Source organism: Bacillus sp. JHAA (assembly GCF_036961585.1).
GTDB lineage: Bacteria > Bacillota > Bacilli > Bacillales > Bacillaceae > Bacillus > Bacillus velezensis.
In genome coordinates, this window is sequence record NZ_JBAMDE010000004.1 from 283,752 (window position 1) to 299,684 (window position 15,933).

At 47.6% G+C, this 15,933-nt stretch carries 13 protein-coding genes and 1 riboswitch; of the genes, 8 read left to right on the forward strand and 5 right to left on the reverse strand.

What is annotated here, in order from left to right; translation table 11 throughout:
- Positions 1–140: 140 nt before the first annotated feature.
- The 8 genes from V7728_RS11500 to V7728_RS11535 all read left to right on the forward strand — a co-directional run bounded on the left by V7728_RS11500 (position 141) and on the right by V7728_RS11535 (position 11,674).
- The gene (locus tag V7728_RS11500; protein WP_099566407.1) at positions 141–1,226 is read left to right on the forward strand and encodes a lipoprotein YdaJ; all 1,086 of its coding nucleotides are present in this window, start codon (positions 141–143) and stop codon (positions 1,224–1,226) included.
- Positions 1,207–2,055, forward strand: a complete 849-nt coding sequence (locus tag V7728_RS11505) for a diguanylate cyclase domain-containing protein (protein WP_052827063.1) — start codon at positions 1,207–1,209, stop codon at positions 2,053–2,055. Before V7728_RS11500 ends, V7728_RS11505 begins: the two co-directional genes overlap by 20 nt.
- Positions 2,045–3,772, forward strand: coding sequence for a DUF2334 domain-containing protein (locus V7728_RS11510; RefSeq protein WP_099566408.1), 1,728 nt, complete (start codon positions 2,045–2,047; stop codon positions 3,770–3,772). The genes V7728_RS11505 and V7728_RS11510 overlap by 11 nt, the downstream gene beginning before the upstream one ends.
- Complete coding sequence (locus V7728_RS11515) at positions 3,765–5,027, forward strand: glycosyltransferase family 2 protein (protein WP_015239174.1); 1,263 nt, start codon at positions 3,765–3,767, stop codon at positions 5,025–5,027. Before V7728_RS11510 ends, V7728_RS11515 begins: the two co-directional genes overlap by 8 nt.
- Before the next feature lie 5 nt (positions 5,028–5,032).
- The gene (locus V7728_RS11520; protein WP_082998990.1) at positions 5,033–7,138 is read left to right on the forward strand and encodes a cellulose biosynthesis cyclic di-GMP-binding regulatory protein BcsB; all 2,106 of its coding nucleotides are present in this window, start codon (positions 5,033–5,035) and stop codon (positions 7,136–7,138) included.
- A 134-nt stretch (positions 7,139–7,272) separates the two neighbouring features.
- Positions 7,273–7,419, forward strand: a riboswitch (cyclic di-AMP (ydaO/yuaA leader).
- Between the two features lie 156 nt (positions 7,420–7,575).
- Positions 7,576–9,396, forward strand: coding sequence for an APC family permease (locus V7728_RS11525; protein ID WP_072588804.1), 1,821 nt, complete (start codon positions 7,576–7,578; stop codon positions 9,394–9,396).
- A 52-nt stretch (positions 9,397–9,448) separates the two neighbouring features.
- Positions 9,449–9,895 (forward strand): NUDIX hydrolase, encoded by a 447-nt coding sequence (locus V7728_RS11530; RefSeq protein ID WP_015239176.1) that lies wholly within the window; start codon positions 9,449–9,451, stop codon positions 9,893–9,895.
- A 57-nt stretch (positions 9,896–9,952) separates the two neighbouring features.
- Positions 9,953–11,674 carry a pyruvate oxidase gene (locus V7728_RS11535; protein WP_014304370.1) on the forward strand — a complete coding sequence of 574 codons (1,722 nt, stop codon included), beginning with the start codon at positions 9,953–9,955 and terminating at the stop codon, positions 11,672–11,674.
- 166 nt (positions 11,675–11,840) lie between these two features.
- On the opposite strand, the gene V7728_RS11540 is transcribed toward V7728_RS11535, so the two are convergent.
- From V7728_RS11540 to V7728_RS11565, 5 genes are all read right to left on the reverse strand, one after another.
- Positions 11,841–12,071 carry a hypothetical protein gene (locus tag V7728_RS11540; protein WP_061581778.1) on the reverse strand — a complete coding sequence of 77 codons (231 nt, stop codon included), beginning with the start codon at positions 12,069–12,071 and terminating at the stop codon, positions 11,841–11,843.
- A gap of 380 nt (positions 12,072–12,451) precedes the next feature.
- The gene (locus V7728_RS11550) at positions 12,452–13,009 is read right to left on the reverse strand and encodes a hypothetical protein (protein ID WP_099566411.1); all 558 of its coding nucleotides are present in this window, start codon (positions 13,007–13,009) and stop codon (positions 12,452–12,454) included.
- Positions 13,010–13,105: 96 nt separating this feature from the next.
- Positions 13,106–13,684, reverse strand: a complete 579-nt coding sequence (locus V7728_RS11555; protein ID WP_189318608.1) for a hypothetical protein — start codon at positions 13,682–13,684, stop codon at positions 13,106–13,108.
- A 225-nt stretch (positions 13,685–13,909) separates the two neighbouring features.
- On the reverse strand, positions 13,910–14,176 hold the full coding sequence (locus V7728_RS11560) for a hypothetical protein (RefSeq protein WP_014416946.1): 267 nt from the start codon (positions 14,174–14,176) through the stop codon (positions 13,910–13,912).
- A gap of 105 nt (positions 14,177–14,281) precedes the next feature.
- Positions 14,282–15,559: an Nramp family divalent metal transporter gene (locus tag V7728_RS11565; protein WP_094032124.1), complete on the reverse strand. Its 1,278-nt coding sequence runs from the start codon at positions 15,557–15,559 to the stop codon at positions 14,282–14,284.
- Positions 15,560–15,933: the final 374 nt, after the last annotated feature.

Sequence of the window (15,933 nt, forward strand, 5' to 3'; positions counted from 1 at the left end):
AGCAGACGGCGCTCCCATTTAAAATTTCCCAATGTGAAAAAATGCTAGTATTCTTTTATCGTTTCCTATATAGTAAAAATACTTTGTGAAAAAATAAGATATGGGTCTAAAAAAGGATTTATAAAATAGGAGGATGGACTGTGAAGCAATTCGTTTTTCGTCTGATGATCCTTTTGATTTCGATCGTTCTGACGGCGGGGTGCGCGGAGGCCGGCACTGAAAAACAGGCGGCGGCCGAACCGTCCGGACCGCTTCAGCCCGCAGAGCATTTTATTTATCATAAATTGATGAACGGGCGGGGGATGATCCGGACGAACATATCCGGTGAGCCGGAATATTTATCAGAGTCTCTCGGACTATGGATGGCATTTTTGCTGAACAGGAAAGATGAACGGCAGTTTCAAGCGCAATATCAGCTTCTCACCGATTCGTTTCTGACGAAAAACGAGCTCGTGTCGTGGAAGATTGACGGGAATAAAGCGAGCGGCACCAATGCCTTAATTGACGATTTCAGAATCATGAACTGTCTGAATGAGGCCGGAACCCTATGGGGAAACAGTGAATACGGGAAAACAGCGGTACAGATCGGGAAAGCGCTGGAAAAATACAATACGAATGACGGGTATTTTACGGATTATTATGATGCCGCTTCAAATGCCGCGTCAAAGACCGTGACGTTGTCCTATGTCGACCCCGGCGCCTTACAGATGCTCAGAGAAAAGGGGATTATCGATGAGAAAACGGAAAACCGGAACCTCGATGTTCTCAATCTTGCGCCCCTGAAAAATGGTTTTCTGCCGAAATCGTTCAATACCGAAACTAAGGAATACAAATATGACAGCGAAGTCAATGTCATCGACCAGCTGTACGCCGCCGTGAATCTGAAGCGGGGAGATGGCAAAGCCGCTGTGCTGTCGAAATGGATGATAAAGGAATTTAAGACGCGCGGACAGCTGTACGGACGATACAGCGCAGACACGAAGGAGCCGGCGGTTCAATACGAATCACCGTCCGTTTACGCCCTGGCCGTTCTTTTTTTAGCAGAACAAAAAGCTGATCCGGCTGTCATCAAGCCGCTTTATGAAAGAATGACTTCATTTGAAACACTGGACACGCTGAAACCTGATTACGGCGGCTATATGAGCGGGGGCGATACACATTCTTTCGATAACCTGCTGCCGCTTCTGGCTGAAAGGAAATTGTTTAATGAAAATATCATTCAATGAATCACAAAAACTGTGCAGCTACACAGCAGTTATGCTGGTGCTGCTGTCTTTTTTTATTTACTATGCGTCTCAGCAATCCGCAGGGCTTCTGATAACCTGCATCACATTGCTTGTCACGGGAGCCGGCATATGGTTCGGGGCAATCTACGCGCTCGTCATCACCTTACTCGTCTTATTTGTTCTCGGCAGCCTGCTCCTGTGGTTTCAGACCGGGAGCTTTATGGCGTCTGCCGTTGCCGAAAGTCTGCAGGTGCTGGTCATTTGGGGGATTGCGCTGCTGCTCTTTTCTTACATAGCGGGAAGGATTCACGAGTTGGCGAAGGGGCTTGAGCGCTCAGTGAAACAGCTGCGTGAAGAGATTACGAGCTTTGTTGCCATCGACAGGGTGACCGGCTTTGACAACCATCTGCGGATGAAGCTGGAGCTTTCTGAGGAAATCAAGCGGGCGGAACGCTACGGCAATTCCTTCGTCTTTTTGCTGCTGCACATGCATTATTTCAAGGAATTCAAATCCCTCTACGGAGAAAAAGAGACCGACCGCCTGCTGGCATTTATCAGCCGCCAAATCCGGTCAAGCGTTCGGGAAACAGACAAAAAATTCAGGCCGTCCGCCGAACGGTTCGGCATCGTGCTGACCCATACGCCAGAAGAACACATGCCGGCCGTTCTGGCGAAGCTGAAAAAGGAATTGGATACGTACCGGCTGCAAAACGGTAAATACGTCTCCATCACCTTCCGTGTATGTTACTTGGCGTACCGAAAGGATTTACAAACGGCTGAGCAATTTTTAAATGAACTGGAAAACGAGATGATGATGAATGAACTCTAAATGGATACGTCTCTTACTCTCGGCGCTCTTCATGATTTCGGCGGTTTATGTTCCCCTTACGGCGGAAGCAAAAGACAAAAAGGACGGCATTCTCATTATTTATACAAGCACGGACGGCAAAGAAACCGCTGAGGTCAAAATGCTTGATCTGACCGCGGGCCATTTCTCATCCGCCGTCACCGTGAAAAGCGACGGAGACATCACGGCCGCGGACCTCAAAAAGAATCGGCGCGTCATCTATTACGGCGTCACGAAAAAAAAGCTCAGCACATCATTCGTGTCTCTGATCAGCAGCATGCCGCAGCAGCTTATCAGCATCGGCTATAACGCCGGACAGTTCCGCCAATTTGCGGGTTTGTCCCTGACAGAGAAAGAAACGGTATACCGCATTTACGGCAAAGAAGAAAAAACAGACATGCCGCTTGAAAAAGGGATGTCCGTGCTCGGCGTATCGGGAGTAAAAGGAAAGTCCCTTTATACATACCGGTCCGGTGACGGCAGCACCCGCCCTTTTATGTGGAAAACGGCGCGCTCTGACTATTATTTCGGTGTGACGAGCCTGTTAAATGATTCGTTTCTGACGGCGAAAGCGCTGCGCAGCGCTTTCGGAGAATCAGCGGGCGGCACCCTCCTTTATTTACGGCTTGAAGACATCAGTCCGATGTCAGATGAAACATTGCTTTACGAAGCGGGCGCTTACCTGCATAAAAGACACATTCCGTTTATTCTGGCGGTCATTCCGGTCTATCTCAATCCGGAAAACGGAGAAAAAGTATACTTGGCGGACAAGCCGAAAATGGTCAGCGTCCTGAAAAAACTTCAGCAAATGGGCGGCAGCATCATTATTCACGGCTACACGCACGCATACCGATACAGCGAAACGGGAGAAGGCTTTGAATTTTGGGATGCCAAAGCGGATCAGCCGATCACGTCAGAAAATGCGGATGATACTCCGGTCAAGCTTGAAAAGGAACAGGATTTTCCGAATGAAAAAGCGTACCGGGCGTATGTGAAGCCTTTCCGTGAAAAAGAAAAAATCTACACGAGAACGAAGCTGGAGCAGGCGATTGACGATCTGACAGAGCTCGGCCTTTACCCGCTGTCATTCGAAGCGCCGCACTATACGATGTCTGAAGAAGGCTATAAAATCGCATCTTCTTATTTCTCCAGCATTTTCGGACAAGTACAGCTCAGCGGCACGACGTGGAAAACCTCGGGCGCCCCTCCGTTCGTCTCAAAGCCGGCTATGCTGGACGGGATGACGCTGTACCCGGAAACAATCGGTTATGCCGATAACTCAAAGGAAAATCCGCTCGGAGATATGGAGAATCATATTTCGCAGATGATTGATTTCGGCGGCGGAGTGGCGGGCGGTTTCTACCATCCGTATCTCGGCATGAAGTACCTCCCCGAGCTCGTCAATCAGATGGAGCGGATTCCCGGCGGCGAGTGGCTCGATCTGAAGAAAACGAAGCAAACGGTAACGTCGGACAGCGTCAGGATCAAGACGGACGGAGACGGAACCATTCATGTGGAAAACAAGATTCATCCGATAACGGCCTTTTTCAATCACCATCAGCAGACGCCTCTGGAAAAAGCGCTTTGGATTCTCTCCGGCGTGGTGTTATTGTTTATCATCATGTTCGCCTGCTACGTTCTTTATTTGCGCGCCACATTAAAAAAACGAATCTTTAAGGAGAGAAGAAGCCTTGAGTAACATTCTGTTTTTTATCTCATTAAGTTTAATATGGGTGATGCTTCTCTATCACATGTTTCTGATGCAGGGCGGATTCAGGCATTATATGACCTACGAACGGAACATTCCGAAATGGCGCGCAAAGATGGGGGAGCTCCCGAAGGTCAGCGTGCTCATTCCCGCGCATAATGAGGAGGTCGTCATCAGGCAGACGCTGAAGGCGATGGTGAACCTGTATTATCCGAAAGACAGGCTTGAGATCATCGTCGTTAATGATAATTCCTCCGACCGGACGGGAGACATCGTCAATGAATTTTCCCGTCAGTATGACTTCATTAAAATGGTCATCACAAAGCCCCCGAACGCCGGAAAAGGAAAATCTTCGGCGCTGAACTCAGGGTTCGCGGAATCGAACGGAGACGTGATCTGCGTGTATGATGCGGACAACACGCCGGAAAAAATGGCGGTGTACTACCTGGTTCTCGGTCTGATGAATGATGAGAAAGCGGGAGCGGTTGTCGGGAAATTCCGTGTCATCAACGCGGCCAAAACGATCCTGACGAAGTTTATCAATATTGAAACCATCTGCTTTCAGTGGATGGCGCAGGGCGGCAGATGGAAATGGTTCAAAATCGCCACCATCCCGGGGACGAACTTCGCGATCAGGCGGAGCATTATCGAACAGCTCGGCGGCTGGGATGATAAGGCGCTGGCGGAGGATACCGAGCTGACCATCCGCGTCTATAATCTCGGCTACCATATCCGCTTTTTCCCGGCGGCTGTGACATGGGAGCAGGAGCCTGAGACATGGAAGGTGTGGTGGCGCCAGCGGACAAGATGGGCGCGCGGCAATCAATACGTCGTTCTCAAGTTTTTATCCCAATTTTTCAAGCTGAAACGGAAGCGGATCATCTTCGATCTGTTTTATTTCTTTTTTACGTATTTTTTGTTTTTCTTCGGTGTGATCATGTCAAACACGATTTTTATCATCAATCTTTTTTACGACCTGCATCTGGCTGTCGGGTTTTTGGCGATGATTTTGTGGATACTGGCCTTTTTCCTGTTTATGACTGAGGTCATGATTACTTTAAGCATTGAAAAAACAGAAATGAACAAACAAAACTTCTTTATCGTATTTCTGATGTACTTTACATACTCCCAGGCTTGGATCGTGCTCGTCATCTGGTCATTATTCACAGAGATCAAGCACCGCTTGTTCAAGCAGGAAGTCAAGTGGTACAAAACGGAGCGATACAATCAAAATAAAAGCGGGTGACCTTTTTGAAAAAAGCGATCATATTGATAACTGGCCTTTTGCTATTGATGTATAACGGGCAGGCGGCCGCGGCCCGGGAACTGAAAACGGACGGTTCCGCCCTCGGAACAAGCGCCGGCGCAAAAGAGCAGCAGGCGCTGACTGGCGATCTGATGACACTGTACGGGGCGAAAGACAGCGCAGAGCTGACCTATCAGATTCCTGCGGGAGCTTCGAATGCCGATCAGTCGCTTCTGATTGATTACGAGGCGTCAAACTTATTAATTGCCCCGTCTTCTTTAACCATCGCCATTGATGATGAACCCATCAAATCCATAAAGCTTGACGGCAGTTCCAAGCGGAAAACGGTGAAGCTCAACCTCAGCAAAAGCCAATCCGCCCAAGGCTTTCACAATGTATCATTACGATTTTACGGCGTATTAAAAGAGGGCGTCTGCGTCAGGCAGGATACGTCAGGCAACTGGATAAAAATTTACCCGGACAGCCGCCTTGTGCTTTCAGAAGCAAGCAAGTCAAAGGGAGCGGATCTCGGCCATTTCCCGTATCCGTTTGCTCAATCAGGCAATACGGGTGAAGAAACATATATTATCCTTCCTGACAAACCGACCTCGGCGGAAGCTGAAGCCGCAGTCAAAACAGAAGCATTTCTGAAAACGGCAGACAGCAGGCTGAAGGTATCCTATGTAAAAGAATCCGACGCCGGCAAAATCAGCAATCCGTCAATTGTCATCGGCGCTGATCAGCATTGGAACGGGAAAATAAAAGAGCTTTTCGAACGCGGGAACATCAAAGCGGAGGACAACAAACTTCTTCTCGCTGAACGGGTTCTGACATCAGGGGACAAACGGCAGCCCGTCCTGTTTGTCACGGCGCAATCAGACAAAACGCTGGCGGATAAAATCCGCGTCATTACAGACAGCGCTTATTCAAGCCAGCTGGGCGGAGATACTTTGACAATCGGCCGCCTTCAGCCTGCTGCGGAAAAGACAGGCAATAAACTGACACTAGAGGACTTCGGCGCGGGAAATGTAACGGTCGGATCAAACAAAACGGCGTCAGAGCACTTCTTTTACCCTGCGGCGGCCGCTGTTGATAAAGACGGTAAGGTCAAGCTTTCACTTACATTAAAAACGTCGGAATCGATCCGGACGAAGGCGGATTCAGCAAATGACGCCGAGAGAGCGGAGCTGAACGTCATGGTCAACGGACAGCCGAATGCGGTGCGTCTTGATGATCTCGGTAATAAAGATAAAGACGGCTTTTACCACGTCTCCATCCCGATTGATCCGAAGCTTTTGCGAAGCAGCAGGTACATTGATCTGCAATTTGTCACATCAGGTTTGAAACATAACAATCCGTGTATCGACCGTGACGAAAACAAATGGGTCTATATTGATAAAAGCAGCACGCTGACGTATCCGGTAAGCGATGCGGCGCAGAAAGCTGATTTCGGGCAATGGCCGCTCCCGTTTGCGGGCGGCGGGAAAGAGAAAACAGTGATCGTCATCCCGGATGGCGTAAACATACAGACACTGAAAGAACTTTCTCTGGTGGCGGATTCATTCGGAAACGGCTTTACCGTAAAGACGGCATCAGACATGAAGGAAGCGGATGCCAAAGGCCGGAATGTTGTGTTTATCGGAGGCCTGCCGCAAATTCCGCTTTTGAAATCAAACGCCTCTAAGCTTCTCGTGCCGTCAGACCGCAGCGGAGCTTACGATGTTTCTTCGTTTCAGATGCTGAATGAGACGACGAAACAAGTCGCGTTTACCCAGGAATCACCTTGGGACGCCGGCCGGAGCATCGCTGTTTTTGCTCCGTTATCAGGAAGCGGCGCGTCTGTCACAAAAGAGCTGATCAGCTTTTTAGACAGCACAAGCGATGCCGCAACCGTCATTAACGAAACAGCCGGCCGGCAGCTGTTTTCGAATCATCAGCAAATCAAGTCCGATGACAGCAGTCCGGCGGCTGATACGAAGAGCCGGTCCGCAGCACTGAACGTTACGTATATTGCTGTTTTCGCGGCGCTTATGATCATTGCGGCCGGTCTGATCTGGCTGACGGCAAGAAGGAAAAAAAGAAAAACGGATCATGAAAAAAGCGAAGAGTAATGAAGGAAAAAGAGGCCGTTAACAAGCCTCTTTTTTTGTATTTTTATTTCCATTTTTGGCGGTGATTTTTTTATTTTTGAAACAGCATAAAAGCCCCTTTACAACTGAACGGGACGGGAGTATGATCTCTTTTATAATCTATATCGCTTAATCTGTAATCAGAGCGGGGGAACCAATTTGCGGCGCGTGATGCCGCTTGGGGTGAATCCTTTTTCAGGTAGGGCCAACTCTCATCAGCCCGAATCCGACAGCTAACCTCGTAAGCGTTCATGAGAGGAGATGAATGAAACCTGTGCACGATTATGGCGCAGGGGCATCCGTTTGCCTCTGTGTCTTTTTGCTGTGCTGAAATATGGCATGCAATCAGCATTCGGAGACATCATAGCAGTAAGGTTTTGTAAATCAAACGGAAAATGAAAAAAAGGGGAAGACAACAAATGTACCATTCAATCAAAAGATTTTTGATTGGGAAACCGCTGAAATCACAGGCGGCCGGAGAGCAGAAACTCACGAAACTCAAGGCGCTCGCCATGCTTTCTTCAGACGCGCTGTCATCAGTTGCTTACGGAACGGAACAGATCCTGATCATTTTGGCTGCGGTAAGCGCGGCCGCGTTTTGGTATTCCATTCCGATCGCAGCGGGTGTTCTCATTTTGCTGCTTGCTTTGATTCTGTCCTACAGACAGATTATTTACGCTTATCCGCAAGGCGGAGGCGCTTATATGGTTTCTAAAGAAAATCTTGGTGAGAAGCCCGGCCTGATTGCGGGCGGCTCATTGCTTGTTGATTATATTCTGACGGTGGCGGTAAGCATTTCTGCCGGAACTGACGCGATTACATCGGCATTTCCGGCTTTGCACCCGCATCATTTGCTCATTGCTGTTTTGCTTGTGATTCTGATTATGATTTTAAATTTGAGAGGACTGTCAGAGTCGGCGTCCATTTTGGCGTATCCCGTCTATCTGTTTGTGGCGGCGCTTGTCCTTTTGATCGTCGTCGGGCTGTTTAAGCTCATGACGGGCCAGGTTCATCCGGCCGAGCATACACCAATCGGCACGCCCGTGGCGGGCATCACGCTGTTTTTGCTGCTGAAGGCCTTTTCATCCGGCTGTTCGGCGCTGACCGGTGTTGAAGCCATTTCAAACGCGATCCCGGCCTTTAAAAATCCTCCGGCAAAAAACGCGGCCCGCACTTTGGCCATGATGGGGATTCTGCTGGCGATCTTATTTACGGGGATTACGGTGCTGGCGTACGGCTACGGCACGGGTCCGAAGCCTAACGAGACCGTTATTTCACAAATCGCCGCGGAAACCTTCGGCCGCCATACGGTGTATTATTTCATTCAAGGCGTTACATCATTGATTCTCGTGCTTGCGGCGAATACGGGCTTTTCCGCATTTCCGCAGCTGGCGTTTAATTTAGCGCGCGATCAGTATATGCCGAGAATGTTTACGGTCCGAGGCGACCGGTTAGGATTTTCAAACGGAATCATCTTTCTCGGTATCGCGTCCATCCTGCTCATTCTTTTATTCGGCGGCCGCACGGAACATTTAATTCCGCTTTATGCCGTCGGCGTGTTCATTCCGTTTACGCTGTCGCAGACGGGAATGTGCATCAAGTGGATCAGGCAGAAGCCGAAGGGCTGGGCGGTAAAAATGCTGATTAACTCATGCGGCGCCGCCATTTCATTTATGGTGCTGTGTATTTTATTCGCGACGAAGTTCAATCTTGTCTGGCCGGTGCTGTTATTCATGCCTGCTGTCGTCATGCTGTTCTTCGTCATTAAAAATCACTACACCGCGGTCAGCGAACAGCTGCGGGTCGTTGATCAGCAGCCTGAGGAAATCAGGGGAACCGTCGTCATCGTGCCTGTCGCCGGTGTCACCACCGTCGTCCAAAAATCGATTCAGTATGCGAAATCATTATCAGATCAGGTCATTGCGGTTCATGTTTCCTTTGACAGAGAAAACGAAAAAAAGGTGGAAAAGCGCTGGGAAGAACTTCATAACGGCGTCCGCCTCGTCACCCTGCATTCCTCATACCGCAGTCTGGTTCATCCGTTTGATAAGTTTTTAGAAACGGTCGAACAGAAAGCGAAAAAAGAACAGTTCTCCGTGATGGTGCTGTTTCCGCAATTTATTACGAAGAAACGCTGGCAGACCATCCTTCACAACCAATCAGCCTTCTTGCTCCGCGTCCGGCTGTTTTGGAAGAAGGACATAATCGTCGCCACCCTGCCGTATCATTTTAAAAAGTAACGGAAAGACCGCAGGCTAAAATGCCGCGGTCTTTTTTGTAAAGGAGGACGACATGGCACAAGGCGCTTTTGTCATCATACAAAATGACGGGCGGGACATATTGCTCGTAAAACGAAAAGACGTTCCACTATGGGATTTGCCCGGGGGCAGGATTGAAGAAGGTGAAACACCTGAAGCCGCAGCCGTCAGAGAGGCCTTCGAAGAAACCGGGTATAACGTGACCATCCTGCAAAAATCCGGTGAGTATGAAAGGCCGGCATTTGAAGATACACAGCACGTTTTCATCGGAGCCATTACCGGAGGAACACCGCTGATGAACGGATCGGAAACCGCCGCTTTACGCTGGTTTTCCCCAAACCGGCTGCCGCTGTTCATGGTGCCGAACAGAAAACGGCAAATAAAAGACGGACTCAATGGGGCGGCAAATCGTAAGGCAGTCCTTAAAGACCGGAATCTGTTATCCATCCTTGATCTGCTAAGAAAAAAGCTGAGAGTATAGCCCGTGTTTCAACCCGTTTGAAAAAGGGCATGAATACAGGTAAAAGGAGGATGCAGTATGCCAAGTAAAACAGCAGGACACGTAATGACGGAGCTGCTTGAACAATGGGGAGTCGGTCATATATACGGCATTCCCGGAGACAGCATTAATGAATTTATCGAAGAACTGAGACATGAACGGAATAACCTGACATTCATCCAAACCCGGCACGAAGAAGTCGCAGCCCTGGCTGCCGCGGCTGAGGCAAAACTGACCGGGCAGATCGGTGTCTGCCTTTCAATCGCAGGACCGGGGGCCGTTCATCTGCTGAACGGTTTATATGACGCCAAAGCGGACGGCGTTCCGGTGCTGGCGATTGCGGGACAGGTGGCTTCCGATGAAATCGGCCGTGACAGCTTTCAGGAAATCAAATTAGAGCAAATGTTTGAGGACGTGGCGGTATTCAACCAGCAAGTACATACGGCAGAAGCGCTGCCCGATCTTCTGAATCAGGCGATCCGCACGGCTTACAGCAAAAAAGGCGTTGCCGTTTTAACCGTTTCTGATGATTTATTCGCGCAAAAAATCAAACGGGAGCCGGTTTACACATCGCCGATATACCTCAAAGCTGATATAGAGCCGAAAAAAGAACATCTCGTGACATGCGCGCAATATATTAACAACGCAAAAAAACCGGTCATTCTCGCCGGCCAAGGGTTAAAATCAGCAAAGGAGGAGCTGCTCGCATTCGCCGATAAAGCGGCCGCTCCGATTGTCATTACCCTTCCGGCAAAAGGCGTCGTGCCTGACAGCCATCCCCACTTTCTCGGGAATCTCGGGCAAATCGGCACAAAGCCCGCCTACGAAGCAATGGAGGAATGCGATCTGCTGATCATGCTCGGCACATCGTTCCCATACAGGGATTATCTCCCGGATGATACGCCCGCCATTCAGCTTGATTCGGATCCGGCGAAAATCGGCAAGCGCTATCCCGTCAATGCGGGAATCGTCAGTGATGCGGCTCTGGGGCTGAAAGAGCTGACGGAATACATTGAATATAAAGAAGACAGAAGATTTTTGGACGCCTGCACCGAGCACATGAAGCATTGGTGGAAGGAAATCGAAAAGGATGAAACCGAAGCGACTCATCCGCTCAAGCCGCAGCAGGTCATTGCCCGGCTTCAGGATGCGGCCGCAGAGGACGCCGTCCTGTCAGTGGATGTCGGAACGGTTACGGTGTGGATGGCCCGCCATTTTAAAATGAAAAAGCAGGACTTTATCGTCTCAAGCTGGCTCGCCACGATGGGATGCGGGCTTCCCGGAGCGATTGCTGCAAGCCTTGCCGAACCTGAGCGGCAGTCCATCGCCATTTGCGGAGACGGCGGATTTTCAATGGTGATGCAGGACCTGCCGACGGCTGTTAAATATAAACTGCCGATTACGGTTGTCGTTTTAAACAACGAAAATTTAGGCATGATTGAATATGAACAGCGGGTCAAAGGCAACATTGACTACGTCACCCAGCTGCAAAATATGGATTACGCCGCTTTTGCAGAAAGCTGCGGAGCAAAAGGGATCAAAGTGACGAAACACGAGGAATTGGCTCCCGCTTTTCATGAAGCGCTCAACTCAAATGAGCCGGTCGTCATCGACGCCGTTATCGGCGACGAGCCGCCGCTTCCGGGAAAAATCACTTACGGCCAAGCGAAGGGCTTCAGCAAATACATGTTGAAAAACTTCTTTGAAAACCAAAAAATCGAAATGCCGTCACTCAAGAAAAGCTTAAAACGGCTGTTTTAAAAAGCCGGCGGTTATAAAAAAATAAACAGGCAGCATGCCTGTTTATTTTTTTATTTGTTGAGCGACTTGGCTTGCATATAGCCGTCCTAAACGGAAACGGAGATTGTGAAAAGCCGCGGCTGGCGAGCGATGGCTGATCAAAAAACTTATGAAGGACCAGTGCAATTCATCTCAAGAACAGCCAGAGAGCGGTCACAACAGCGATCATAAAGTAATCTCCCTCATTCAGTGTAGTTCCATTTTTGACAAACACACGTGCCGTCCGGTTTGTCTTTGTCCCTTTCGGGGTTTTAAGCGCAATGTTCTTCCCTATATTGTAATAAACAATTTTAAACAAATAATATGCCAGCGAACAGAATAAAAAGAGCAACATGAACTTGCCAATAAACAATATCATGTTTCATTACTCCCTTTTGCAGTTTTTTCGTTTGAATATATGACGGAAAAGTCAGGATGTTATATAAAAGGAGAAGTATTTTACAGAGGCTGGTGTTAAAGATTAATGAACGGTTCGCCGCAACATCCCCAGATCCGGAATCATTTCAAAACGAAAGAGAAGCCCGAGGATTATTAAAAAACAGTCGCTAATTTGTCCGCTTTTTTTTGAACATTTGATCTAAGATGAACATAAAGAGGGTGAATAAGAAGGACACCGTAATCATATCTATCAGAAATACATTAGGAGTATCTTTTATTAATAGCAGCCATACCACCTGCAAAACTAAAGAAATAGAAAAATAGGATATATATGTCATGATTCTCATATTTGTTACCCCCTTAGCCTAATTTCTCTTTTGTGATCTTATCCAAATTAGTGAAAAGGATATCCAATCCCGAAAATAAGAGAGTGATGAACAATGAAAGAAGAATTTCTCCACCTTGAAATATAGATATGTTCTCAATGATATGATTGGAAACGTATTGGATTGAGAAGTAAACAGCAGCCCATGCAAAAATGAATTCAAGGATATAGGCTGACCAAGCAGGCAATGTCAAAACATGAGTCATTCCTTTTACAATTGCCGTAAGGATTAGCATATAAACTAAAGCTAAGATACTTACGACGACAGAAAATATGTATAAGTCTGAAAGTGAACCATAGATGATATATTCTCCGAAAAAATGATTTACAGTTATAGCTGCAAAATACATAACTAGGCTAGGTACAGTTATAGCGAAGAACAGGGAGAATCCAATAAGTACGATGAATGCTGCATGAGCTAAGCGGTTTGGCGGTGTATCCACGATCTCTTTTTTTAATAGAATCATAAAAATAAGAGATGAAATCACAAGGCAGCATAAGAAAGTGAGCAAAACAGTAAAAAAGACAGTCATTTTGACATCTCCAATGAAAAAGTGCTATTAGAGTGAATCTAACAGCACTTTGCATTACTTCATACGTATTTTCCTGACGATCATTTATGAATGATTTTAAAATGCTTTCATTGCTAAAGTTGTCAATTGAGCGAGGTTTTTAGCCTGGCTGTCAGAAAGTCCGGACTTTTTAAGTGAGAGATAAAGATTCTTTTCCACGTCAGTCCAGCTTAAGGCGACATACTCGTTCAGCATTTTCTTTAAAACCGGTTCGATGTGTTCAGTGAAAACGGACTCGAGTTCATTTCTTATTTTCTTTCCTGCTAATTTTTCAACAAGATTGAATAATTTTGTTTTATTTTTCAGCACTTCTCTGATTACATCTTTGACTGGTTTTGACACAGATGCATCGCTTTGTGCTTTAAGTCCGTAGGAAAATTGCGTATCAGTCTGATAAAAAAATGATTTGGTCGTTCCAGTGGCATTGGCAGTATTATTATGATTTTCTTTAGCTAAGGATGCGGGGACAAAAGCAGTAGTTACAAGGGCTAAAGATGCGGCAAACAGAATGCCTTTAGCTGCGTGTCTAATGGGAAATCCTCCTTTAGAAATGTAGTGTAGAGAGAAATGAAAGACTATGTATTTAGGCGGGACCGATATGATCCGCTTTGAACATTTTCCCCTCTCAGATACCATTCTATCAATAGGTATTTTTGGGGTAAATAGGATTTTAATACAGTATTTTTCTTATAATTCAAAATCTTCTTTAGCAGGATTCATTTTGGCTGCAGTTTCGATGAGATGGGACATGGGCTGGAGCCTATATAACACATGTACAGGCTGATTGAGGCGGAATCACATTATCGGAGCGGTTTTATAATTTAGGGTTAATGAATAAAAATAAACAGGCGGCATGCCTGTTTATTTTCGTTTGCGTGAAAGAGCGAAGAAAAACGGGAAGGCGGAGCCGGCCAATAACGTACCGAATAAAAACATGCCCCCGATGAACACATGATAGTTCACCCCGCCGATCCAAAGCCCCGTGATTAAGGAAACGATGCTTAATGCGATCATCAAAAAGCCGGGAATCAGACGTTTCTTACCCGTTGTCCGATAAGCAAAAAGAGAACAGAAGATGCCGATGACAATCGGCACAATCCACAGATAAAAAAGGATAAATACTGACATAAGCAAAACTCCGATTTTTCTTCTATCATACCAAAAACGCCCGGAAAAAGATACGAACGGCACCCGGCGTCAAAAGAAAAACCGGCCGCAATGGCCGGTTTTTTTCTAACGGAATGAATCGTAGATCACAAACAGATTAAGCGCGATCACCAAAACCGCAATCAGCCAGGCGAGAGCCGTCACCCATTTTCGGTTCGTCAGGGCGCCCATCAGGCGTTTGTTGCTTGTAAACATAATCAGCGGCACGAGCGCAAAGGAGATGCCGAATGAAAGAACGACCTGGCTCCATACGAGCGCTTCTGTGGCGTTGACCCCCGAGATAATGATGATCATCGGCGGAATGATGGTAATGAAACGCCGCAAATAAAGCGGGATACGGTAACGGATGAAGCCCTGCATGATAATATCGCCTGACAATGTGCCGACAGAAGAGCTTGAAAGTCCTGCGGCCAGCAGCCCGATCCCGAAGAGAATGGCTGAAGCCGGTCCGATATAGTGGCCGAATTGCTGATAAGCCACGTCTAAATCTTCTACATACAGCCCGTTCTTGAAGAAAAGCGCGGCAGCGACGATGAGCATGCTTGCGTTAATCGCCCCGGCGATCACCATCGCGATGAGAATGTCAATCGTCTCGAATCTAAAAATCTTTTTCCGCTCACTATCCGTTTTTCCGACGACACGGCGCTGTGTCAGTGCGGAATGTAAGTAAATGGCATGCGGCATCACGGTTGCGCCGAGTATCCCGGTTGCCAGAAGCACACTGTCCATTCCGTCAATTTTCGGGATAAACAGCCCTTCGAGAACGGAGGCGGCGTCAGGTTTGGCAAAGAAGGTTTGCAGAGCGAAGGCGATCACCACGACGAACAGAAGTCCGGCGATGCCCGCTTCCAGCGCCCGGTAACCCCGGCGCTGCAGCTCTAAAATCGCGAATGATCCGATCGCCGCGATAATGGCCGCTTCAACCATCGGTATGCCGAACAGCAGGTTGAGTCCGAGCGCCGCCCCGATAAATTCTGCCAGATCAGTTGCCATAATCACCAGTTCACCCTGTATCCACAGCCCGGCTGATACCCATTTCGGATACCGGTCTCTGGCGATTTCCGGAAGGTTTTTACCCGTGGCAATGCCGAGCTTCGCGGAAAGAACTTGAATTAAAAAAGCCATCAAGTTTGAAAAGAGGATGACCCACAGCAGCATATACCCATACTTCGAACCAGCTGAGATATTCGTAGCGAAGTTTCCCGGATCAATGTAGGCAATCGCCGCGATAAAGGCGGGGCCTAAAAAAGGCAGAAGCCGCTTGAATCCCTTGCTTTTGCCGTCAAGTGCATCCTGCACGGCTTTTGCTTGCAGTGATTGTGCTGAGATGTCTTTGCTCATTATGTCTCACCTAAATTCCGATAGATTTTTAGCTAAATAACAAAAAGTTTCCTAGATGCAAATTATTTTATCTACATCATAAATCCGCTATTATAAGATGTCAAGTTCTTTATGTTCAATAAACCGGCACATTGATGCCCTGTTTTATCTATGATATGTATCCCGCCGAAGAAAGGTCCGAAAATGAAAACGACATCGTTCCGGGAAAGAAGCGATGCCGTTCGCAAAGCGTGTTTCCGCGTCCGATCATGCGCGGATGCGTGGAGCGTTCTTTTAAAAAGGTGAAAAGAGGACACTTGCCTAATAACTTCACAACTTTCTGTCCGCCCAACTGATTTGAGAAAAAGACGCTGTATTTCCTCCGTTTTCCCGGGTAA